Source organism: Kitasatospora sp. NPDC015121, from assembly GCF_055562955.1.
On record NZ_JBVHEH010000023.1, the window covers coordinates 71,379 to 93,068 of the forward strand.

Sequence of the window (21,690 nt, forward strand, 5' to 3'; positions counted from 1 at the left end):
GTTCGAACCTTCGGTGACCGTGACATGCCGATGATCGTATAGGGGTGCCTTCCGGCCCGCTCGGGCGGACAATCTCCGCATGAACCTGCGAACCGCCCTGACCCGACCGGCCCGCTACGGCGCGCTGGCCTCGGGTGCGCTGCCCGTGCTGACCTTCCCCGGCGCCGGCCTGGCCTGGCTGGCCTGGGCCGCGCTGGTGCCGGGGCTGCTGCTGATGCGGGCGGCGGGCGGAGCGCGCGAGGCGGCGGTGCGCGGCTGGTGGTTCGGCGCCGGGTTCATCCTCACCGGGATGTACTGGCTGATCCCGTCGATCGGTCCGGCCCTGCCGGTGCTGGCGGTGCTGTTCGGCGTCCTGCAGGCGCCGTTCGGCCTGGCCGCGTGGTGGCTGCTGCGCGGCGAGCCGACGCTGCGCCGCGCGGCGGCGGCGCTGGCGGTGCTGCCCGCGGTGTGGGTGTGCGCCGAGTACGCGCGCTCCTGGAACGCGCTGGGCGGACCGTGGGCGCTGTTCGGCGCGACCCAGTGGGAGCACCCGGCGGTGCTCGGACTGGCGTCGATCGGCGGTGTGTGGCTGGTGAGTTGGGCACTGGTCGCGGTGAACACGGCGCTGGCGGTGCTGCTCTGCGCCCACGTGCCGCGGGTGCGCGCGCTGGCGGGGGCGACGGCGCTGGCCTCCGTCCTGGCGGGGCCGCTGGCGTTCGCCGCGCAGGCCGCCCCGGCGACCTCGGGCTCGGCGTCGGTGGCGCTGGTGCAGGCCGGTTCGACCCCGGACGAGCAGGCCCGGCTGGAGGCGAACGTGCGGATCACCCGTTCGCTGGCGGGCCGCCCGACGGACCTGGTCGTCTGGGGCGAGAGCTCCACCACCGAGGACCTGGACCGCCGGCCGGAGACGATGGCCCGGCTGGCCGCGCTGTCCCGCCTGACCGGGGCGCAGCTGCTGGTCGGCGAGGACGCCCGGAAGGCCGACGGGCGGATCTCCAAGGACGCGGTGCTGGTGGACGGTTCGGGCGTGCTGGCGCGCTACCGGAAGATCCGGCTGGTGCCGTTCGGCGAGTACATCCCGCTGCGCCCGCTGCTGGGCTGGATCGCGGGGGTGAGCGCGGCGGCGGGCGAGAACCGGGCGCCGGGCAGCTCGGTGCACCTGCTGCCGGTGGTCGACCGGGACGGGCGGGCGCTGCCGGTGGGGGCGCTGGTCTGCTTCGAGTCGGCGTTCCCCGACATGTCGCGCACCGCGGCCCGGCAGGGCGCCGCGCTGATCGTCTACCAGTCGGCGACCTCGACCTTCCAGTCCACTTGGGCGCCGGCCCAGCACGCCTCGCTGGGCGCGCTGCGGGCGGCCGAGACCGGCCGGCCGGTGGTGCAGGCGGCGCTGACCGGCGAGTCGGTGGCATACGACGCGCAGGGGCGGCGGCTGGTCCGGCTGGGCACCGACGAGACGGGCGCGGTGACGGCCCGCCTGGCGCTGGCCGACCCGGCGGCGCGGACCTGGTACGTGCGGCTGGGCGACTGGGTGCCGCTGGGCGCGCTGGCGGTGGTGCTGGCGGCGCTCGCGACGGCGGCGGCCCCCGCGCTGCGCGAGCGGCGCCGCCCGGGGCCGCCGGCCGCCCCGGCGCCGACCGACGTGCCGCCGGCGGACGTGCCGCCGTCCCGGGTCTGAGCTCCGTGTCGGGCTTGAGCCCCCGGGCCGGGCCTGGGCCCCCGGGCCGGGCCTGGGCCCCGTCCCCGGTCTGAGCTCCGTGCCGGGTCTGAGCCGCGCGCCGCTACTGCTCCTCCGGCACGTGGATGCCGAACAGTGCGCCCTGCGGGTCGCGCAGCACGGCCAGCCGGGGGCCGTCGGGGACGTCGGTGGGCGGGAGGGTGACGGTGGCGCCGAGCAGGGAGGCGCGTTCGGCGCCGAGGTCGGCGTCGGCGACCACGAAGTACGGCATCCAGTAGGGCGCCGCTCCGGCCGGGAACTGGTCGGACATGTCCGTCATTCCGCCGAAGTCGCGGCCGCCCAGGCCGAACCGGGTGTACATCTCGCCGGAGTTGACGCTCCAGCCGAACACCCGTTGGTAGAACTCGGCGGCGGATCCCGGTTCGTGGGTGGCGAGTTCGACCCAGCCGAGGGCGCCGGGCTCGTCGCGCAGGTCGACGCCCCGCAGGGTGGCGGGCTGCCAGGTGGAGAAGACCGCGCCGGTGGGGTCGGCGGCGACGGCGAACCGGCCCCAGTCCAGGGCGTCCGTCGGCGGGACGATCAACTTGCCGTCGGCGTCGGCGATTTCGTCGGCGGCGCTGTCGGCGTCGGGGGTGTGGAAGCCGATCGTCCAGGCGGTCGGCTGCTCGGGCTGCATCAAGGCGCTGAGTCCGGCGACGAGTTGGTCGCCGAGGTGGAGCTCGGTGTAGCCCATGGCCCGCTCGTCGGGGACCACTTCGGCGCGCCAGCCGAAGAGTTCGTGGTAGAAGGCCTTGGCGGCGGCGGGATCCTTGGTGGCGAGTTCGACCCAGCAGGGCGCACCGGGGATGGGTTGGGTGGTCTTCACGGTCGGCTCATCTCCAGGATCAGTTTCCCTCGGGCGTGTCCGCCCTCCACTTCGGCCATCGCCTCGGCGGCCCGCTCCAGCGGGTAGCGGGCGCCGATGTGCGGGTCGAGCGTTCCGGCGGCGACGAGTTCGGCGAGGGCCGCGAGCGGGGCGGCGGTGCCGTCGCGCCGGACGTAGGCGCCGCCGAGTTCGGCGGCGGTGGCCGGGTCGGCGGTGGAGACCAGCCGGCCGGGGGTGCGCAGGGCCCCGGCGACCTCGCGGACGGCGTCCCCGCCGATCAGGTCGAGCACGGCGTCGACGCCGTCGGGGGCGACGGCGCGCAGCCGGTCGGCGACGCCCGGCCCGTACCGGACGGGGATGGCGCCGAGGCCGCGGACGTACTCGGCGCTGCCCTCGCCGGCGGTGCCGAGGACGGTCAGGCCGCGGCCCCGGGCGATCTGCGCGGCGGCGCTGCCGACGCCGCCGGCCACGCCGACCACCAGCAGGGTCTGCCCGGCGTCGAGGCCGAGCTGGTCGAGGGCGTCGTAGGCGGTGGCGGCGGCGACCGGCAGCGCGGCGGCTTCGGCGAAGCCGACGGTGCGCGGCTTGTGGGCGGTGGCGCGGGCCGTCAGCAGCGCCTCCTCGGCGAACGCGCCGCCGATCGTGGTGCCGAACACCTCGTCGCCCTCGCGGAAGCCCCGCACGTCCTCGCCGACGGCGGTCACCACGCCGGCCGCCTCGCTGCCCATCACCTGCGGCGGGGCGGCGTCGGTGCCGAAGAAGCCCTGCCGCTTCTTCCAGTCGGCGGGGTTCACTCCGGCCGCAACCACCCTGATCCGCAGCGCGCCGGGGCCCGGGACGGGCGTGGGCCGGTCCAGGAACTCCTGCTGCTCCGGTCCGCCGTACGCGACGAACCCGAATGCCTTCGCCATCCGCTCTCTTCCTCCCTCGCCCGGGCCCCCTCACCTCCCCACCTTGCCGGGGTACCAGCGGGTAGCGGGAGGCTGGTGGGCCGAACGGGAGGGTGTGGGAACTGGTGGCGGGAGTGGGGGCGGGGTGCGGGCGGGGCGGGGGAAGGCTTCCGGGACGACAGTTGTTCAAATTGGAACGACGGTGTAGCGTCGGGCCAGCACGATCCGGTTCGAATTTGAACAACCCGTGTGGGCCCCTCGCGCCGGACCGCAGCCGACACCCACCGCGGCCCCGGAGGACCCGACATGACGCACCCCGCGACCACCGCGACCCCTGCCACCACCGCGCGGCGGCCCGTCGCCACCGTCCGCTCCAGCGTGCGCATCCCCCTCGTCTTCGCCGACGGCTACCGCGTCGAGGCCGAGGCCCGCACCTTCCACGGCCTGGCCGACGGCGCCGAGCACGTCGCCCTCACCCTCGGCGACCCGTCCGCGCACCCCGCCCCGCTGGTGCGCCTGCACTCCGAGTGCCTCACCGGCGACGTCTTCGGCTCCGCCCGCTGCGACTGCGGCCCCCAGCTGCGCGAGTCCGTCCAGCGCATCGCCGAGACCGGCGGCCACCTGCTCTACCTGCGCCAGGAGGGCCGCGGCATCGGCCTCTACAACAAGCTCGACGCCTACGCCCTGCAGGACTCCGGCCTCGACACGTACCAGGCGAACGCCGCCCTCGGCCTCCCCGAGGACGCCCGCGACTACACCGCCGCCGCCCAGATGCTCGACGCCCTCGGCGCCCCCGCCGTCCGCCTGCTCAGCAACAACCCCGACAAGGCCGCCCAGCTCACCGACCTCGGCATCACCATCACCGAACGCGTCCCCACCGGCGTCCACCTCTCCCCCAGCAACCTGCGCTACCTCCGCGCCAAGGTCGAGCACACCCGGCACACCCTCGCCCTGGCCCCGTTGGTCGGCTGACCGTCCCCTTCCGCCAGGGGGCGGCGGTGGCGCGGGCGTCCCGGCGCCGCCCGCGCGGGCGTCGGCGTGGCAGTCCGGCGGGCGCGGCCCGACCGGACCGGGATTTCGTCATACCGCTGGACGCATCGGGCGGGGCGTACCGGCCGCGGCAGGGCGGGCACGGGGCGGGACCCGCGTTGCGCGGGGCGCGGGACGGGCGGACGGTGGGAGTAGCCGTGTCCGGCACTCCGCCGCTCCCTCGCTTCCCCGGAGAGCGCCATGACCCCCAGGCCAGCCAGCGCCGCAGGTCCCCGCGCCGGCCTCCCTCGCGTCGGCCCAGTCCGCCCGGCGGATCCACACGCGACGGTCGCGGAGCCGGCCGAGGAACTGGCCGAGGCCGCGCGGGCGAGGTACCCGCTGGACGCGTTCCTGGCCTCGGCGGGCATGCTGCAGGCCGCCGAGGACCGGCTCGCGGGCAGCTGGACGGCGCCCCGGCGCCTCGCCCGGCACCTGCAGGACGGCGCCGTCGGCAGTGGCGACCTGGCCTGCGCCGCGCCGCACCCGGCGGCCGCCAGGACCCGGGCCCTCGCCGACGCCGTCGACGACCTGGCCGGCCTGGTGCTGCGCCCGGCACCGCTCCCGTCCGCCCCGTACCGGCGCCTCGCCCGGCTGGCCGCGCGGCTGACCGGCACTCCGGTGCTGCGCCGGGTGCTCGGGCCGGCGGTGCGCCGCCCGCCGTCATGCTTCTGCGGGTCCGACCAGTACCCGGACGACCTGGCCGAGTTGGGCGATCACGGCGCGGCGCCCGCCCACGCGCCCGCCGAACTCCGCGCCGTGGCACGCTCCTCCGCCTCCCCGTACCAGGCGGGCCTGGCGCAGGCGGTCGCCGGACTGCTGGGCCGCCGCCCGGGCGGCCGCGCCCGCTGCCGCCCGCCCCGGCCGTCACCGGCCAACCGGGCCCCGATGGCCCGGCTGGCCGAACTCGCCTTCCAGGCAGCCCGGTTGGCGGCCTTCGGCGAGCGGGGCGGGGCATGACCGGCCGGGTGCCCGTGCACGAGTTGCTGGGGGTGCGGGAAGTCGCGGGCGGCCTGCTGCTGGTGCCGCCGGGGGTGGCGGGCCGGGCGGCGGACGAGCTGCGACTGCGGTGGGCGGGACGGGAGTTGGGGCACGGCCGGTGGGAGGCGGTGGCGCAGGGCTTCTCGGACGTGCTGGTGGCCCGCTGGCGGCCGGCGGACGGCGGGCCGCCGGTGCTGGTGAAGTGCCCGCGCACCGGGGAGGCGGTGCGGGCGCTGGTCCGCGAGCGGGACGCGGTGGCGGTGCTGGGCGCGCAACTGGGGGCGTCGGAGCCGGGTCCGTCGGGTCCGGGCCCTTCGGGGCTGCGGGAGTTGCTGCCGCGGACGCTCGACTCGCGCCTGGGCGCCCGCCCGCCGGTGCTGGTGCAGGGCGTGCTGCCGGGCCTGCCGGGCGACGTGCTGCTGGCCCGTCGGCCCGGACTGTCCGCCGCGCTGACCGCGTCCGCGTTCGCCCTGCTGGACGAACTGCGCGGCGCCACCGGCGGTTCGAGCCGGGACGGGCGGCTGGTGGACGGCTGGCTGGGCCACCGGCTGGCGGTGCTCTCGGACCGGGTCCGCTGGTGCCGGGGCGCGGAGGGCACCGCCGGGCTGCTGGCGCTGCGCTCGCTGCTGCGCCGCGAGTTGACCGGCCGCCCGGTCGAAGTGGCCTGGACGCACGGCGACTTCACCCCCGGAAACCTGCTGGTCCGCTCCCCCGACCCGACCTCCGGCACCGGCCCGCTGTCGGTCACCGGCGTGGTGGACTGGGCGGACGCGCTGGCCGACGGCCCGGTGGTGGTCGACCGGGCGAGTTTCGCGCTGGCGCTGGGTCGGCTACTGGACGGCCGTTCCTGGGGCGCCCAGGTCGTCCAGGCGCTGCGCTCGGGCGTCCTGAACCGTCCGGAGACCGGCGAACTCCCGGCGTCGGGTGCCCTGTTGGCCTGGCTGTGGCACGTCTCGGGGAACCTGGAGAAGTCCCGCCGCCTCGCCCGCAACCGGCACTGGCTGCGCGAGGTCCTCGTCCCGGTGCTGCGCGAACTGGCGGGCGCCACGGCGGAGTGAGGGGCTGGCGTCGGCGCGGGGCCGTGGCTCGCTGTCGGGCACGACGACTGCGTGGACCACCGAGGTGGCGTGCCGGGGCGCACGTGCGCCAGTGCCGCCGGACGCCGACCCAGGCGTTCCGGAGTCGTGCGCCGTCGGTCCCGGCGGGCGGGCTGCCGGGCGAAGTGCCGGACGGCGGGGCGGAGTTGGCTTCAGGGTGCCCGGTGGGCAGGGTGGCGCTCATCGCGTGCCTCTTCGCGGTGTGCCCCGCGCGGGGACGGGCAGGGTGCTGCCCGTGCGGAAGACGGGTGCGGCGCGGGGCGGGCCCGCCGTCGCGCGTCCGAGCTCCGGAGCGGCGCTCGGCGTCCGAAACTGCCGACGCCGGGGCGTCAGCGGGCGCGTCCGGTTCGTCCCGTTCCGTGGCGGAGAAAGGTTTCGGCTCCGCTGGTCGAGGAGCCTCAGCCCTCGTAGCCGAGGCCGGGTTCGGGCGCGGCCTCCAGGTCGCTCTCGGCGATCCGGCGGGCGATCTCGGCGGGGCGGACGGGGCGGCCGAAGTGCCAGCCCTGGGCGAGGTCGCAGCCCATCAGGCGCAGGCGTTCGGCGTCGGCGCGGCTCTCCACGCCCTCGGCGGTGACGGTCAGGCCCAGGGTGTGGGCGAGCGAGACCAGTCCGCTGACGATCCGCCAGCCGAGGTGGGTGTCCTTGGCGGGGTCGTGCAGGTCGCCGACGAAGGAGCCGGCGATCTTGAGGTTGGAGACGGGCAGGTCGCGCAGGTAGGCCAGGTTGGACCAGCCGGTGCCGAAGTCGTCGACGGCCAGCGAGACGCCCATGTCGACCAGCGCGTGCAGCGCCTTGAGCGACTCGTCCTCGGGGCCGACCACGGTCGACTCGGTGATCTCCAGCTGCAGCATCGACGGGTCGAGGCCGGTGCTGCGCAGGGTGCGTTCGACGTCGCCGACCAGTCCGGCGTTGCGGGCCTGCCGGACGGCCAGGTTGACGCTCAGCCTGGGCGCCCGCTCGCCGAACCGGGCGACCCAGTCGGCGGCCTGTTCGCAGGCCTGCTCCAGCACCCAGCGGCCGAGCGGCATGATCAGCCCGGTCTCCTCGGCGACGCCGACGAACTCCTCCGGGCCGAGCACCCCGAGCTGCGGGTGTCGCCAGCGCACCAGGGCCTCGACGCCGGTCATCGTCCCGGAGGCGAGGTCGACCATCGGCTGGTAGTCGATGAAGAACTCGCCCCGGTCGAGCGCGGCGGGCATCCGCACGGAGACCGCGTACCGGCTGACGGCGCGCGCGTTCTCCTTCGGGTCGAAGAGCGTCCAGCGACCGCGCCCGGCCTCCTTGGCGCGGTACAGCGTGAGGTCGGCGGCCCGGACGGCGGCGCCGGGCGTGGTGCTGGCGATCCGCCGCTCCAGCACGCCGACGCTGGCGCCGACGGCGAGCCGGTGGTCGCCGATCACCACGGGCTTGGTGAGCGCGGCGAGGACGGTCTTGGCGGCGGCCACCGCCTCCTGCTCGCCCCGGCAGTTCTCCAGCAGCACCACGAACTCGTCGCCGCCGAGCCGGGCCACCATGTGGCCGAGCGGGCTGAGCGCGTTCTCCAGCCGGCGGGCGACCACGGTCAGCAGCTGGTCTCCCATGTCGTGGCCGAGGCTGTCGTTGACGATCTTGAAGCCGTCCAGGTCGACGTAGCACAGGCCGAAGCGGACGTCCGGCTCCGGCTCCTCGAAGATCTTCTCCAGCCGTTCGAAGAACGCGGCCCGGTTGGGCAGGCCGGTCAGCGGGTCGTGGGTGGCCTGGTGGCGCAGCCGCTCCTGCAGGCGGTAGCGCTCGGTGACGTCCTCCAGCATGGCGACCTGGTAGAGCGGCACACCGTCGTCGTCGCGGATCAGCGAGACGGTCAGATGGGTCCAGACCACCTCGCCGTCGCGCCGGTAGTACGGCTTGTCGAACTGGAAGTACTCGCGCTTGCCGCTGATCAGTTCCTCGTACGCCTCCCAGACGCCGGGAGTGTCCTCGGGGTGGACCAGGTCGTCGACGCGCACGCCCGTCATGTCCTCGGGGCCGCCGCCGAAGATGTCGCCGAGGGCCCGGTTGACGGCCAGGATGTTGCCGTCGGTGTCGCCGAGGCCGATGCCGATCGCCGCGGACTCGAACAGCGCCCGGAACCGGGCCTCGGAGACGCGCAGCGCCTTCTCGACCTCCTGCCGGGCGGTGTCGGCGGCGAGCCGGATCGCCTCCTGCTCGCGCAGCGTGCGCTCGCGCAGGGCGGCCGCCCAGCCGGCCGCGAAGGCGCCGCTGAGCTCCGGGCCGCGGTCGTCGGGGACGGCCTGACGCTGGATCAACTGCACGGCGTCGGCGAGCAGTTGCGGGTCGGTGAACTGGTTGTCGATGAGCAGCGCGCCGACCTGTCCGGCCAGTTCGGGGCGGAACGGGTGCTCGGTGGCGGCCCGGCGCAGCAGTTCGGCGGTGCGGGTGATCAGCGGGTTCAGCACGCCGGGGCGCACCGCGGCGCCGTGCCCGGTGCGCAGCATCGCGGACCAGGCGGCGCGGAACCCGGCGGCGGCCTCCGCGTCCGGAGCGGTGCCGGTCCCCGCTCCGGCCCCCGGGGAGGGGTCCGCGGAGGGGTCCGCGCCGGTCCCCGCCGACTCGTTCACGACAGGCGCCCGACTCCGGCCATGCCGGTCATCCGCTCGGGGTTGGGGCCGACCGACTCGGCGTCGTCGGGGCGCCACTCGGGCAGGTAGACGACGCCGGGCTCGACCAGCTCGTAGCCGTCGAAGAAGGCGGTGATCTGCTCGCGGTTGCGCATGGTGAGCGGGGTCGGGGTGGAGCGGTACAGGCTCTGATGGGAGCCGGCCTGGTCGGGGCGGCCCTCCAGGGAGGCGTGCGAGAGGATCAGCATGCTGCCGCTGGGCAGGGCCTCGCGGAGCCTGGTGAGGATCTTGGCGGGGTCGTCGGCGTCGGTGACGAAGTGCAGGACGGCGTTGAGGATGACGGCGACGGGTTCGCCGGGGGCGAGCAGCGCCTCGACCTCGGGGCGGGCGAGCAGGTCGTCGATGTTGCGCAGGTCGGCGTCGACGACCTGGCTGAGCGGGTCGTCGGCGAGGATCAGCCGGCTGTGCGCGACCGCGACGGGGTCCATGTCGATGTAGACGACGCGCGCGTCGGCCTGGTACTCGCGGGCCACCTCGTGGACGGCGCCGAAGGTGGGGATGCCGGAGCCGATGTCCAGGAAGCGGGCGATGCCCTCTGCGGCGGCGAACTGGGTGGCGCGGCGCAGGAAGGCCCGGTTGGCGCGCATGATCTTCGGCAGGTCGGGCCAGAGCTCGATCGCCTTGCGCGCCATCTGCCGGTCGACCTCGAAGTTGTGCGACCCGCCGAGGTAGTAGTCGTAGACCCGGGCGGCGTTCGGCTTGTCGAGGTCGGTCCCTGCGGGAACCCAGTTCGGACGCGCCATGACGGCACTCCCTCCGACGTGGCATTCAAAAATGGCAATAGGACATAAAGATCTTCCTATACTTCCGATCCGCATCGCAAGCCGACACGGCCGAACGGCGGCGCGGCGCGCCCCGCCCGGCGACTACCCCCGATCGGCGCGGAATCTCCCTCCTGGGCGGACGGATCGAGGACCACGCGCTCCTCTCCGACCCGCGGACCGCCGCCCTGGTCGGCCGGGACGGCTCGGCGGACTGGCCGTGCCCGCCCCGCTTCGACTCTCCCAGCTACTTCGCCGCCCCTGACGGCGAGGTCCGGCCGCTCGACCTGATGCCGCACCGCGACCGGGCGCACCACGACCGCCCGCCCCGGCGTCCGCGTCCCGTCCGCGCCGACCAGCTCGCCGCCCAAGGCGCCGGGCGGGGAGCGCGACTGGGGCCACTGGTTCTGTCGGCTGCGCGGCGGTTTCCGCCAGGAGGCCGCGGCCTGGTGCCGGTGGCCGCTGCGCGCGGTGGCCGACGACCCGTCCGACGTGCAGGCGGTGTACGGGATGGCCGGGGAGCGCGGGCGGCCGGAGAGCGAAGCCGACCGGCGGCCCGGGCACCTCGGCTCGCGGCCGGTCCGGTTCGGCCCACGGCCTGGGGCTGCTCAGCGAGCCGTGAGATCCGGTGGCGGGTCGCCGACTGGGCGACACCCCGCAGGCGTTCACCCGGGTCGCCCTGGTCAACACCGCCTTCCGGCGGGGTGGTTGAGCCTTTCCGCCAGGGCCGGGAACGGGCAACCGCCCCCCTGCAGACTCTGCAGGGGGGCGGCGCCGCTGGGGGGGTGTTGCGTGGTGCGGCTCCGGCCCGCGTCAGTCGGGCCGGAGCCGCGGTCTGTCCTACTGCCGTGCCGGCCCGGGTTCGGGTCAGCTGGTGGCGGTGCAGGTCAGGGTCGGGACGGCGTTGCTGCCGGAGTAGCTGCCACCGAAGCCGAAGCTGGTGGAGCCGTTGGCGGCGACGGCGCCGTTGTAGCCGGCGTTGTTGACCGTCACGGACTGGCCGGACTGGCTGACGGTGCCGTTCCACAGGTTGGTGACCTGCTGGTTGCCCGCGAAGGACCAGGTGACCTTCCAGGACTTGATCGCGGTGTTGCCCGCGGTCACGGTGACGTCGGCGTTGAAGCCGGCGCCCCAGTCGCTGCTGACCTTGTAGCTGGCGGTGCAGCCGGCGCCGCCGGTGCCGGTGCCGGCCTGGGTGGTGGCGGTGACGGCGGCGGCGGCGGAGAGGTTGCCGGCCGCGTCCTTGGCCCGCACGGTGTACGCGTACGCGGTGGAGGCGCTCAGGCCCGAGTCGGTGTACGAGGTGCCGGCGGTGGACCCGACCAGGGTGCCGCCCCGGTACACGTTGTAACCGGTCACGCCGACGTTGTCGGTGGAGGCGGTCCAGGTCAGCGAGGCGCTGCTGGAGGTGGTGGTCGCCGCCAGGTTGCCCGGGGTGCTCGGCGGGGTGGTGTCGGTGGTGCCGCCGGAGCCGGTGGTGACGCTGAGCGCCGCCGAGGAGGCGGAGACGTTGCCGGCCGCGTCCTTGGCCTTCACGGTGTACGCGTACGCGGTGGAGGCGGTCAGACCCGAGTCGGTGTACGAGGTGCCGGCGGTGGACCCGACCAGGGTGCCGCCGCGGTACACGTTGTAACCGGTCACGCCGACGTTGTCGGTGGAGGCGGTCCAGGTCAGCGAGACGCTGCTGGAGGTGCTGGTCGCCGCCAGGCCGGTCGGAGCGGTCGGGGCGGTGGTGTCGGCGGTGCCGGTGCCGAGCGCCGGGTAGGCGTTCTTCAGCAGCTCCTGGAACTGGGCCGAGAACCAGTGGCCCGCGAGCGGGGAGTTCGCCAGGGCGCCCGACATGTTGAAGTTGTTGCGCGCGTTGCCGGTGTAGGTCGGGTCGCACATCCCGTCCTGGCCCTTGCCCTCGTCGTTCGGGATGTACTGGCTCGCGCCGTCCGACTCACCCGGGGGCTTCACCCACACGTACGCGGCGATGCCGTCCTCGGGGGCCGCCTTCGGACGCTCGCCGAGGCCCGCGCCGGACTGGTTGCACCAGTTGCCGGTCTGGAAGCGGCGGTCGATCCGGCCGCCGTCGACGTACGCGTCGACGGTGGTCTTCGGGCCCGGGCCGGCCGGACGGTTCGCGCCGCCCCAGCCGTTGCGGGAGGTGTCGATCAGCATGCCGATGTTCGAGTTGAACCCGGAGGCGACCGCCTTGGCGCGCCAGCCCTTGGCGAAGGACGCCTCGTCGACGTACTGGTTCCAGTCGACCCACTTGGACTGGCGGACGGAGGTGCCGTTCACCGAGTCGCCGACGGTGAAGTTGGGCTCGTGCAGCGGGCCGTAGTTGGCGGTGTTGACGACGAAGCCCTGGACGTTGGCGAGCGTCGAGCCGGAGGCCTGGGCCGCCTGCTTGATGGTGTCGATGGCCGGCTGCAGGTTGGAGTCCCAGCCGAGCCAGCCGTGGTGGCCCGCGTCCACGTAGTTGTAGACGTTGGAGATCGCGCCGAGCTTGGCCAGCGCGTAACCGACACCGTTGATGTAGTTGCCGTTGGCCTTCATGGTGTCGCACGCGGGGGTCGCGGTGGCGGTGCCGCCCGCGTTGGTGACCAGGTTCGGCAGCGAGTCGAGCTCGATGGTGGTCACGATCCGCAGGCTCGCGTAGGCCGGGTCGGCCAGGATCGCGGCGATCGGGTCGATGAACTCGCTCTTGTAGCGCGGCAGGTCGGTGGGGCCGAGCTCGCCGTTCGAGGACAGGGCGGCGCAGTCGCGGCCCGGCAGGTCGTAGATGACGACCTGGAACACGTACGGCTTGCCCGCGGCCTGCTGCACCGCGGCGTTCAGGTGGTCGCGCAGGCTCATGCCGCCGTTGACGCCGTTGATGGCGGCGATGCGGTCCAGCCAGACGAAGGTGGGCTGGTTGGCGACCGCCGAACCGCCCGGCTCGGCGGCGGCGTGGGCGGCCCACTCGGGGTTCACGTAGACCCCGGCGCCGACGAAGGGGTTGTCCACGCGGGTCGCCGCGTGGGCGGCAGTGGTCGTCATGGCAAGGGGAACAACGGTCGCGGCGCTGAGCACCACGGCCGCGGCCGCCGTCCGGAGGCGACGCGTCAGATTCGACACGGTAAGGGAGTCCTTTCGGGTGGGGGACGGACTCGATGAAAACGCCCCAATCAATGGGAGCGCTCCCATACTTGGCCCGCTCTGAGGCGAACTCAGCTCGGGGACAACCGATATGAAGCCATGACCTCGAACTCCCGTCAAGAAGTTCGACAGAACCCGTGGGAGCGCTCCCGCCGACCCGGATGGACACCGCCCGTCACGGTTCGGCCACCCCCGCGCACCCCCGTACGCACCGCTCGACACCCGCCCCCACCGCCCCACCTGCCCCGGACGGCCCCACCCGTCACCGCCGCCCAGCGGGACGGTTCGCCGACGACCCTTCCCGCCCGGGTGCGGCCCGCGGAGGGCCGGGCCCGGGGGTCGGCCGGTGGCCGGATCCGGTGCACCGCGATGGCCGTTCCCACGCCTGCGGCGCGGCGCAAAGGTCCTGCCCCACAAGGGACTTGCGGGCGGCTTCGGCCGCCTCCGCACAGCCCGGCCCGCCCTCGCCGGCACCGGCCGGTCCACCTCCCGCCACTCGCCCGCCGCCCGCCCCTCGCCTTCCGGCCGCCCACCCGCCGGTCGGCCGCGCGCGGGCCCCCGGCCGACCGGCGCCGCTCCGCGAAACTTTCACCGGCCGCCGCGCCACGGGGCAGTTGGGGCCCGGAACGGCCCCGCCGGGCCCGGACCGCATGGCAGGCTGTCCCCCCCCCCCCCCGACCCTTGGAGGAACCGCGTGCCCGCCCGCCCCGCCCGCCCCCGCTTCGACGACGACCAGCGCCGCGCCCGGCTCGCCCACCGGCACCTGCTCGCTCCCGGCGGCGGGGCCGACCGGGCGGAGCAGGTGGTGGACGCCCTGGTCGCCGTGCACGCCACCGACCCCGCCACGGTGTTCCTGGCCGTCGCGGCCCGGCTCACCGCGCCCGGCACCGCCGACACCGAGCGCGCCCTGTACACCGACCGCACCGTGCTGCGCCGCCACGGCATGCGCAAGACCCTGTTCGCCGTCCCCGCCGACCTCGCCCCGGCGCTGTACGCCTCCACCACCGCGAAGAGCGTCGCCGCCGAACGCGCCCGCCTGCTACGGGACTTCGCCGCCTCCGGCCGGGACGCCGCCTGGACCGCCCGCGCCCAGGCCGACGTGGTGGCCGCGCTCGACGCCGCGCTCGCCGACTCCCCCGAGGGCCTGACCGGCAGCCGACTGGGGGAACTCGTCCCGCAGTTGCGCGAGACCATCGACTACGGCAACGGCGCCACCCAGCCGGTGGGCATGCGGCTGCTGCGCCTGCTCGGCATGGAGGGCGCGCTGGTCCGCCGCCGCCCGGTCGGCGGCTGGACCAGCAGTCAGCACCGCTGGGTCCCCGGACCGCCCGTCCCCGCCGCCCCCACCCCCGCCGAACGGGCCGCCGCGCAGGCCGAGTTGGCGCGGCACTGGCTCGCCTCCCACGGGCCCGCCACCGAGGACGACCTGGTCTGGTGGACCGGCTGGGGCATCCGCGAGGTGCGCGCCGCGCTCGTCGCGCTCGCTGCCGTCGAGGTCGAACTCGCCAGCGGAGCGAGCGGGTTCGTCCTCCCCGACGACCTCGACCCGCTCCCCGCCCCGGCGCCCTGGGCGGCCCTGCTGCCCGCCCTCGACCCCACCACGATGGGCTGGAAGCACCGCGACTGGTACCTCGACCCCGCGCACCGCCCCGAACTCACCGACCGCTCGGGCAACCTCGGCCCGACCGTCTGGTGGAACGGCCGCGTCATCGGCGGCTGGGCCCAACTCCCGGACGGCGAGATCGCCTTCGACCTGCTCACCGACCCGGGCCCCGCCGCCCGCACCGCCGTCACCGCCCGGGCCGCCGCCCTCCGCGCCGTCCTCGCCGACACCCGGGTCACCCCCCGCTTCCGCACCCCGCTCGAACGCCGCCTCACCAGCTGAGCCCCGGACGCCGCGCGCCGGGCCCCGGTGCGGGCGCAGTCCGAGGAGCCGATCCGCCGCTTCGAGCGCGCGCACGGCAGCGTCCTGCCCGCCGCCCGTCGGGGTCTCCCGCGCACGGCCGCCGACCAGGAGGAGGCCCTGCGCGACCTGCGGGTCGAGTGCCCGCGGGACGGCTTCCCGGCCGGTGGTCTCCGGCAGCGGGGCCGGACGGGTCCGGGCCGACGACCGCGCGGGCGGCCTCCCCCGGACCGGGGCCGGGCTCCGGCACCCGGCACCCCGCCTGGCCGGCGTCCTGACGCGCGTCCTGGCCGGAACCTAACGGCCCTCCCCGGCAGGCGGGTTCACACCTCCAGGACGAACCACTGCCGGGCCGACCGGCCGTGCAGGTAGAGGCGCCGCCCCCGGCCGACCGGTTGGGCGTAACCCGTCAGGGGCGCGCCGTTGGGGTAGGTCAGCCGGGCCTCCTCGACCGGCACGGCCTCGTCCGCCGTCAGCCGCAGGCGCTGCATCCGGTCGTTGCGCGCGGCGACGCCCCGGCTGCCGCCGCCGAGCAGGACGGCCTCGTCCCCGTGCACCGCGAGGCCGCGCGGCGACCGCACCGGTGACCTGCGCAGGGTGGTCCGGCCGTCGGTGCGGGCCTCCAGCAGCGGGAAGGCGGGGTAGTAGCAGGCCCAAGCCACGCCGTCCTCGACGTTGAGGGCGTAGACGGTGTCGATGTGCTCGGCGCCGGGCGGGGCCGAGTAGCCCCACCGCCGGTTGCCGCCGCTGTCCCGGCACACCAGGCCGTCGGCGCTGATCGGGTCGCCGTAGACGCCCTCGTCGCCGTAGGCGGTCCACAGGTGGTGGCGCCGGTCGGCCATCGCGAACTCGACGCAGCGCCCCGGCGCGAACCCGCCCCGCCGGCGCCCGTCGCGGCCGTGGATCTGCGCGTCCCGCCTGCCCGGCGCGCTGAGGCCGAGCAGCAGGACCCGGCCGTTGGGCAGCGCCTCCAGCATGGAGACCCGCAGGCCCACGCCGTACAGGGTCCGCTCCCGGGTCGCGCCGCCGTCGGCGTCCGCGACGACCAGCAGCGCGTCGTGGGGGTGGCGGCGGGGCCGGACGGCGGGCCGGCCGTACCGGTCCGGCACCAGGTCCGCGTCCGGGCAGACCAGCCAGAGTGCCCGCCCCCACGCGTCCACGGTGGTGGCCAGGATCCTGCGGTGGTCGTACCGCGCGGGCAGCAGCGCGTACGGGCGCAGCGCCACCTTCCTCAAGGGATCACCTCACGGACGGACGGATGGACGGACACCATGGCGGGACGGGCGCGAGGGCCGTGCCGGTGGGTGGCACGGCCCTCGCGCCGGGTGCGGGGCGCCCCGTTCCCGCCCTCGTCGTCCGGATCTGCACGTGGTGGTGAGGTGTGCGGTGTGCACCGTCACGTGTGCGCGGTGCTGGGCTGCACTGTGGTGGGGAGTCGAACCCCGGCGTTGCCCTTCACGCGCCAGTGGCCGGATGAACCGCCGGCCGCGGTCTGTGCACGCCTCCGTGGCGACTACCTGCTTCCCGCACCCGGTTCGTGGGGGAGGTCAGTCCTCGATCAGGTCGATCTCCCAGTTGGTGCGCTGGATCAGGGTGTCCACCTCGCGGATCTCCTTGGCCAGCACGTCAGCGCGGGCGCGCAGTTCGGCGACCGGCAGGGCGGAGAGGATGCGCAGTTCGGACCTCAGCTGGCGGACGGAGCCGCCCTGGCCGCGGCCGGAGGCGGCGTCGGCGGCGGAGGTGAGCACCGAGTGGCGCAGCCGCAGGACGTCGCGGCGGGCGAGGGCGTCGGTGAGGGTGCCGCCGCCTTCGACGCGGGCGGTGGAGTTGGTGCGGTTGATCCGGCGGATCAGCCGTTCGAGCGCGTCCAGGGTCCGGTCGGCCTCGGCCAGGACCTCGGCGGGCTCCTCGCCCTCCTGGTGGCGGGCGCTGCCGACGACGCGCGTCCGCAGCTGTTCCACCTGCCGCACCGCGGCCGCCCGTTCCGCGAGCGCTTCGGCCAGTTTCACCGCGTCGTCACCTCTGTCGTTCCGGGTACGGCTGATCGTCGGGCCAGTATGCCCGCCGTTCCGGGCGGCGGTCCGCGCGGGTCCGCCGCCCGGGGCGCGGACCTCGGCGGGAATTCCGGGCCAACCGGGTGAATCCGGATGAAAGCGCGCTTCGCCGGTGACTAGGATCAACACGCCTGACGGACCGCCAGGTCCCTCCGGAGGGGCGGTGCCCGTCGCACCCGCCTCCGCGCCGTCGAGCTGCGCCCTTCCCCCATGCGGGCGCAGCACCGTCCCGTGGCGCGCCCCTCCCCCCAGAAACGTTTCGCCCACGCATCACCCTTCCCCCTCCCCTCTCCGAGGACGCCCCGCCATGACCACGAGCACGAGCACGACCCTGACCACACCCACGCCCGGGACCGCGATCGTGACCGACGCGGAGCTGCTCCGGGCCGCCGCCGACCACGCCCGCCGCCACGACACCGCCGCCCTGTTAGGCGCCCTGCTGCCGGGGCTGGACGGCGTGGAGCTGCGGGCGCTGACCGACCGCTGCCGGTTCGCGCACACCGCGCTGCTGGTCTTCCCGCCGGACGGTGCGGCGCTGGACGGGATGCTGGCGGGCGCGGGGCTGGCGGTGCGGGAGGCGCCGAGGCCGAGCACGGTGGTGCGGGAGCGGCTGGCGGCGCGGTACGGGCGGGACGCGGCGGGGCTGGCGGTGGGCATCCTGCGGCCGGCGGTGACGGGTGCGGACGGGGAGCGGCGGGTGGTGGAGGTGTTCGCGCTGACCGTCCCGCCGGGTTCGGACCTCGCCGCGCTGGCCGCGCGCGAGCGGGCGGCGCAGCACGAGGCGCACCTGGGCTTCGAGGTGGTGCGGCCGGATCCGCTGGTGCTGCGCGGCCTGTGCGCGCTGCTGGACCGGCGCGGCGCGCGGCCGGACGGCGGCGGCTACAACCCGCACGAGGACGGCACGGTGCTGTACTTCACGGCGCCCGCCGACTCGAAGGCGGGGTACCCGCGGATCGAGCTGTACGCGCCGGGCGACCATCGCGAGCTGCTGGCCGAGCACCTGGCCCGGTACCGGGCGGGCGGTCCGGCCGAGGTGCTGCTGCGGCAGTTGACGGGGGCGTGGGCGACGCAGGCGCTGGGGGTGTTCGCCGAACTGGGCGTGCCGGACGCGATGGATCCGCGGCTGCCGCGCGGTGCCGGGGAGTTGGCGGCGGAGGTGGGCGCGGACGCGGAGGCGCTGGGTTCGCTGCTGCGCTACCTGGCGACGCTGGGGGCGGTGGTGGCGGACGGCGGGGGGTACCGGCTGGCGCCGGCCGGGGAGCTGCTGCGGGCGGGTGCGGCGGGTTCGCTGCGGCCGTTGGCGCTGCTGTACGCGGGGCCGTTCTACCGTTCGTTCGGGGAGTTGGCGGGGACGGTGCGGACCGGGCGGGTGGCGTTCGACGAGTTGTTCGGCGCGAACCACTTCGACCACTTCGCGGGTGATCCGGAGCTGGCGGAGCTGTTCGACCGTTCGATGGCGGCGAGCGCCCGGATGTTCGATCCGCTGCCGGCGCATCCGGCCGTCCGGGCGGCGGCGGCCGCGTCGTCGCCGGCGGCGCCGCGGACGGTGGTCGACGTGGCGGGCGGTACCGGGGAGCTGCTGGCCCGGCTGCTGGCCGTGCACCCGGGGTTGCGCGGTGTCCTGCTGGAGCGGCCGCAGGTGGCGGCGGCGGCGCGGGCGTTCCTGGACGGCGCGGGGTGCGGCGGCCGGGTCGAGTGCCGGGCGGGCGGGTTCGCGGACGTGCCCGCGGGCGGGGACGTGTACCTGCTGTCGCGGGTGCTGCACGACTGGGACGACGGGCGCTGCCGGGAGATCCTGCGCCACCTGGCGACGGCGATGCCCGGGCACGCCGAACTGCTGGTGGTGGAGCGCCTGTTGCCGGAGGACGGCGCCCCGTCGCTGGCCGCCGCCTGGGACCTGCACATGCGCTGCAACGTGGGGGGCCGGGAGCGGACCGCCGGGCACTACGCGCGCCTGTTCGCGGACGCGGGGCTGGAGTTGGCGGGCCGCGACCCGCTGCCGTTGGACGCGTACGTGCTGCGGGTGCGCAAGTCGGCGGCCGTGGGCGCCGGTTGACCGCGGGCGGGCGGGTCGGCCGGGCGGGTCCTACCGTGGGGGGCGGAGCGTGGCGGCGGCGGAGGGAGTGCGGGGTGTTCGAGGAGTTCTCGCGGGCGGGGACGGGCAGTGCGAAGTGGGCGCGGGCGGGGGCGGGGCGGATCGCGATGGGGGTGGCGGACATGGACCTGCCGGGGCCGCCCGGGGTGGGGGCGGCGCTGCGGGCGCGGGCCGGGCACCCGGCGTTCGGGTACCCGGTGGCGGAGGCGGCGGACCGGGTGCTGGTGGCGGACTGGTACCGGCGGCGGCACGGGGTGGAGGTGGATCCGCGCTGGGTGATGCTGCTGCCGTTCGCGCCGGGCACGGCGGTGCGGCTGCTGGTGGAGGCGGTGCGGCCGCTACCGGGTCCGGCGGTGTTCGTGACGCCGGAGTGGGGCGGTTTCGCGCGGGTGTGCGGGGCGGCGGGGGTGGCGGTCCGGGAGCTGCCGCTGCGGGAGACCGGCGACCCGGCGGACCCGTACCGGCTGCCGCTGGCGGAGGTCGCGGCGGCCCGGCCGGGGCTGGTGCTGCTGAGCAGTCCGCACAATCCGAGCGGCCGGGTCTGGTCGGCCGGGGAGGTGCGGGCGCTGGCGGCGGCGGCCGGGCCGGGGCTGCTGGTGTCGGACGAGGTGCACGGCGACCTGCGGCACCCGGACGCCGGCGTGGAGCAGCCGGTGGCGGTGGCGGTGACGGGCGGGGCGGCGAACGTGGTGACGCTGAACTCGGTCGGCAAGACCTTCAACGTGTCGGGGCTGCCGAGCTGTTTCGCGCTGGTCCCGGACGCGGGGCTGCGGGAGCGGCTGACGGCGGTGATGGCGGGTTTCGGGCTATGGGAGGGGGGTCTGCTGGGGGCGGTGGCGCAGCGGGCGGCGCTGGCGGGGGGCGGGCCGTGGCTGGACGGGGTGCTGGCGCACCTGGTGCGGGCCCGGGAGCTGGCGGTGGCGGCGCTGGGCGGGGCGGTGCTGGCGCGTCCGCAGGCCTCGTACCTGCTGTGGCTGGACGGGGCGGGGCTCGGCACCCGGGCCGAGGTCCTCACCCGGTGTGACGTCGAACTGGCGGACGGGGCGGATTTCGGAACGGCCGGTTCCGGGCGCCTGCGGCTGAATTTCGCCCTCCCACTGGGCCGCCTGCGCACCGCTCTCACCCGCCTGACCTGCGAATGAGCGCTTCGGGCGGCATCGAGGTTTGCCCCGGAGCAGACTGAGCAGGAACAACCGGGCTCAAGTCGCGTACCGAGGGATGGTGAAACCCGGTGACATCCGTACGTCCGCACGAGATCGCTCCGGCCGACGATCCGATACACAGTGTGACGGGTCGGGCGGAGTTGACCGAGGCGTCGGCCGAACGACAGCTCGGCGCCATCTGCTTCAAGATCGGGCCGCCCGCGCTGGTCGGGGTGGAGACGGAGTGGTTCGTCCACGACGTCCGATGTCCCGGCGTGCCGGTGGATCCCGACCGGGTGGCGGCCGCGCTGGCGGTGCTGCCCGACTCGGCCGACGGTCCGGTGCTCCCGGCCGGGTCGCGGCTGACGCGTGAACCCGGCGGGCAGGTCGAGCTCAGCTCCCCGCCCGCCGCCGACCCGGCCGACTGCGCGGCCGGACTGGCCGCCGACCAGGCGGCGCTGCGGGCGGCGCTGGCCGCCGAGGGCCTGCGGCTGACCGGCAGCGGCACCGACCCGATGGACCGCGAGCGGCGGATGCTCGCCACCCACCCGCGCTACCACGCGATGGGGCGGTACTTCGACCGCGGCGGCCCGTGGGGCCGGATCATGATGACCGGCACCGCCTCCGTCCAGGTCTGCGTGGACGCCGGCACGGCCGCCGACCACGTCGCGCGCTGGCGGCTGACCCACGAGCTGGGGCCGGTGCTGGTCGGGGCGTTCGCCAACTCGCCGCTGCTGGAGGGCCGCCCGACCGGCTGGAAGTCGACCCGGCAGCTGGTGTGGTCCCGGATGGACCCCACCCGCACGCTCGCCCCGCCGCCGACCGCCGACCCGCGCACCGCCTGGACGGACTACGTGCTGGACGCCGCGCTGCTGTGCGTGCGCCGCCCGGAGGGGCTGCCCTGGGACGCGCCGGCCGGGCTGACCTTCCGCGACTGGCTGCGCGGCGCGGGCGAGCGGCCCCCCACCGAGGCCGACCTGGACTACCACCGCACCACGCTCTTCCCGCCGGTGCGTCCCCGGGGCCACCTGGAGCTGCGGATGATCGACGCCCAGCCGGGCGAGGGCTGGCGGGTGCCGCTGGCCCTGGTCAGCGCGCTGCTGGACGACCCGCGGGCCGCCGACGAGGCCCGCGCCGCGCTGGAGCGGCTCGGCCACGCGGGCAGCCGCGCCCCGCGCTCGGGCCTGTGGCGGCGGGCCGCCGCCCTCGGCATGGCCGACCCGGACCTGCGCCGCGCCGCGCTGCTCTGCTTCGCCGCCGCCGAACGCGCGCTGGCCCGCCGGGACAGCACGCTGCGGGCCGACCTGGTCGAGTTCGCCGAGCGCTACCCGGCCCGCGGCCGCTGCCCGGCCGACGACCAGCTGGCCGCCCTGCGCGGCGGCGCCGCCCCCGCCCTCCAGGAGGACGCCCCGTGCTGACGCCCTCCCTCCCCCGCTCCG

General features: G+C 76.0%; 15 protein-coding genes and 1 pseudogene. 9 read left to right on the forward strand and 7 right to left on the reverse strand.

The window, feature by feature from the left end; translation table 11 throughout:
* The first annotated feature begins 79 nt into the window (after positions 1-79).
* Positions 80-1,654: an apolipoprotein N-acyltransferase gene (lnt, locus tag ACZ3J7_RS29745; protein ID WP_465626391.1), complete on the forward strand. Its 1,575-nt coding sequence runs from the start codon at positions 80-82 to the stop codon at positions 1,652-1,654.
* Positions 1,655-1,757: 103 nt separating this feature from the next.
* Here the strand turns inward: lnt and ACZ3J7_RS29750 are convergent, their stop codons facing one another.
* Together ACZ3J7_RS29750 and ACZ3J7_RS29755 are read right to left on the reverse strand one after the other, a co-directional pair.
* Entirely contained in the window at positions 1,758-2,519 is a 762-nt protein-coding gene (locus ACZ3J7_RS29750) for a VOC family protein (RefSeq protein ID WP_465626393.1), read from the reverse strand.
* Positions 2,516-3,430: an NADP-dependent oxidoreductase gene (locus ACZ3J7_RS29755; protein ID WP_465626395.1), complete on the reverse strand. Its 915-nt coding sequence runs from the start codon at positions 3,428-3,430 to the stop codon at positions 2,516-2,518. The genes ACZ3J7_RS29750 and ACZ3J7_RS29755 overlap by 4 nt, the downstream gene beginning before the upstream one ends.
* A 285-nt stretch (positions 3,431-3,715) precedes the next feature.
* Between ACZ3J7_RS29755 and ACZ3J7_RS29760 the strand changes: the two genes are divergently transcribed.
* The 3 genes from ACZ3J7_RS29760 to ACZ3J7_RS29770 all read left to right on the forward strand — a co-directional run bounded on the left by ACZ3J7_RS29760 (position 3,716) and on the right by ACZ3J7_RS29770 (position 6,474).
* Complete coding sequence (locus ACZ3J7_RS29760; RefSeq protein ID WP_465626397.1) at positions 3,716-4,381, forward strand: GTP cyclohydrolase II; 666 nt, start codon at positions 3,716-3,718, stop codon at positions 4,379-4,381.
* Between the two features lie 258 nt (positions 4,382-4,639).
* A complete protein-coding gene (locus tag ACZ3J7_RS29765) occupies positions 4,640-5,395 on the forward strand; it encodes a hypothetical protein (protein WP_465626399.1) in 756 nt (251 codons plus the stop codon).
* The gene (locus tag ACZ3J7_RS29770) at positions 5,392-6,474 is read left to right on the forward strand and encodes a phosphotransferase (RefSeq protein ID WP_465626401.1); all 1,083 of its coding nucleotides are present in this window, start codon (positions 5,392-5,394) and stop codon (positions 6,472-6,474) included. Before ACZ3J7_RS29765 ends, ACZ3J7_RS29770 begins: the two co-directional genes overlap by 4 nt.
* A 437-nt stretch (positions 6,475-6,911) precedes the next feature.
* On the opposite strand, the gene ACZ3J7_RS29775 is transcribed toward ACZ3J7_RS29770, so the two are convergent.
* Together ACZ3J7_RS29775 and ACZ3J7_RS29780 are read right to left on the reverse strand one after the other, a co-directional pair.
* Positions 6,912-9,110: a putative bifunctional diguanylate cyclase/phosphodiesterase gene (locus ACZ3J7_RS29775; RefSeq protein WP_465626403.1), complete on the reverse strand. Its 2,199-nt coding sequence runs from the start codon at positions 9,108-9,110 to the stop codon at positions 6,912-6,914.
* Entirely contained in the window at positions 9,107-9,913 is an 807-nt protein-coding gene (locus tag ACZ3J7_RS29780) for an SAM-dependent methyltransferase (protein ID WP_465626405.1), read from the reverse strand. Before ACZ3J7_RS29780 ends, ACZ3J7_RS29775 begins: the two co-directional genes overlap by 4 nt.
* A 152-nt stretch (positions 9,914-10,065) precedes the next feature.
* Between ACZ3J7_RS29780 and ACZ3J7_RS29785 the strand changes: the two are divergent.
* Positions 10,066-10,239 (forward strand): annotated as a pseudogene (locus tag ACZ3J7_RS29785) (trehalase-like domain-containing protein); the annotation flags it as partial.
* 559 nt (positions 10,240-10,798) lie between these two features.
* On the opposite strand, the gene ACZ3J7_RS29790 reads toward ACZ3J7_RS29785, so the two are convergent.
* Positions 10,799-12,958, reverse strand: a complete 2,160-nt coding sequence (locus ACZ3J7_RS29790) for a glycoside hydrolase family 6 protein (RefSeq protein WP_465626407.1) — start codon at positions 12,956-12,958, stop codon at positions 10,799-10,801.
* A gap of 793 nt (positions 12,959-13,751) precedes the next feature.
* On the opposite strand from ACZ3J7_RS29790, the gene ACZ3J7_RS29795 reads away from it, so the two are divergent.
* Positions 13,752-14,942 (forward strand): winged helix DNA-binding domain-containing protein, encoded by a 1,191-nt coding sequence (locus tag ACZ3J7_RS29795; RefSeq protein ID WP_465626409.1) that lies wholly within the window; start codon positions 13,752-13,754, stop codon positions 14,940-14,942.
* A gap of 341 nt (positions 14,943-15,283) precedes the next feature.
* Here ACZ3J7_RS29795 and ACZ3J7_RS29800 read toward each other — a convergent pair whose 3' ends face one another.
* On the reverse strand, positions 15,284-16,186 hold the full coding sequence (locus ACZ3J7_RS29800) for a hypothetical protein (protein WP_465626495.1): 903 nt from the start codon (positions 16,184-16,186) through the stop codon (positions 15,284-15,286).
* Positions 16,187-16,507: 321 nt separating this feature from the next.
* Positions 16,508-16,969, reverse strand: coding sequence for a DIP1984 family protein (locus ACZ3J7_RS29805; protein WP_465626411.1), 462 nt, complete (start codon positions 16,967-16,969; stop codon positions 16,508-16,510).
* Positions 16,970-17,321: 352 nt separating this feature from the next.
* Here ACZ3J7_RS29805 and ACZ3J7_RS29810 point away from each other — a divergent pair, with 352 nt between their 5' ends.
* The 3 genes from ACZ3J7_RS29810 (at position 17,322) to egtA (ending at position 21,669) form a co-directional block, all read left to right on the forward strand.
* Positions 17,322-19,070 (forward strand): methyltransferase, encoded by a 1,749-nt coding sequence (locus ACZ3J7_RS29810; protein ID WP_465626413.1) that lies wholly within the window; start codon positions 17,322-17,324, stop codon positions 19,068-19,070.
* A gap of 74 nt (positions 19,071-19,144) precedes the next feature.
* On the forward strand, positions 19,145-20,251 hold the full coding sequence (locus tag ACZ3J7_RS29815) for an aminotransferase class I/II-fold pyridoxal phosphate-dependent enzyme (protein WP_465626415.1): 1,107 nt from the start codon (positions 19,145-19,147) through the stop codon (positions 20,249-20,251).
* Positions 20,252-20,394: 143 nt separating this feature from the next.
* Positions 20,395-21,669, forward strand: coding sequence for an ergothioneine biosynthesis glutamate--cysteine ligase EgtA (gene egtA, locus ACZ3J7_RS29820; RefSeq protein WP_465626417.1), 1,275 nt, complete (start codon positions 20,395-20,397; stop codon positions 21,667-21,669).
* Positions 21,670-21,690 lie beyond the last annotated feature (21 nt).

What these genes read in the sequence shown, in the direction of transcription:
- lnt (WP_465626391.1), top strand. Translation starts at nt 80, where the DNA reads ATGAACCTGCGAACCGCCCTGACCCGACCGGCCCGCTACGGCGCGCTG.
- ACZ3J7_RS29755 (WP_465626395.1), bottom strand. Translation starts at nt 3,430, where the DNA reads ATGGCGAAGGCATTCGGGTTCGTCGCGTACGGCGGACCGGAGCAGCAG.
- ACZ3J7_RS29760 (WP_465626397.1), top strand. Translation starts at nt 3,716, where the DNA reads ATGACGCACCCCGCGACCACCGCGACCCCTGCCACCACCGCGCGGCGG.
- ACZ3J7_RS29765 (WP_465626399.1), top strand. Translation starts at nt 4,640, where the DNA reads ATGACCCCCAGGCCAGCCAGCGCCGCAGGTCCCCGCGCCGGCCTCCCT.
- ACZ3J7_RS29770 (WP_465626401.1), top strand. Translation starts at nt 5,392, where the DNA reads ATGACCGGCCGGGTGCCCGTGCACGAGTTGCTGGGGGTGCGGGAAGTC.
- ACZ3J7_RS29780 (WP_465626405.1), bottom strand. Translation starts at nt 9,913, where the DNA reads ATGGCGCGTCCGAACTGGGTTCCCGCAGGGACCGACCTCGACAAGCCG.
- ACZ3J7_RS29790 (WP_465626407.1), bottom strand. Translation starts at nt 12,958, where the DNA reads ATGACGACCACTGCCGCCCACGCGGCGACCCGCGTGGACAACCCCTTC.
- ACZ3J7_RS29810 (WP_465626413.1), top strand. Translation starts at nt 17,322, where the DNA reads ATGACCACGAGCACGAGCACGACCCTGACCACACCCACGCCCGGGACC.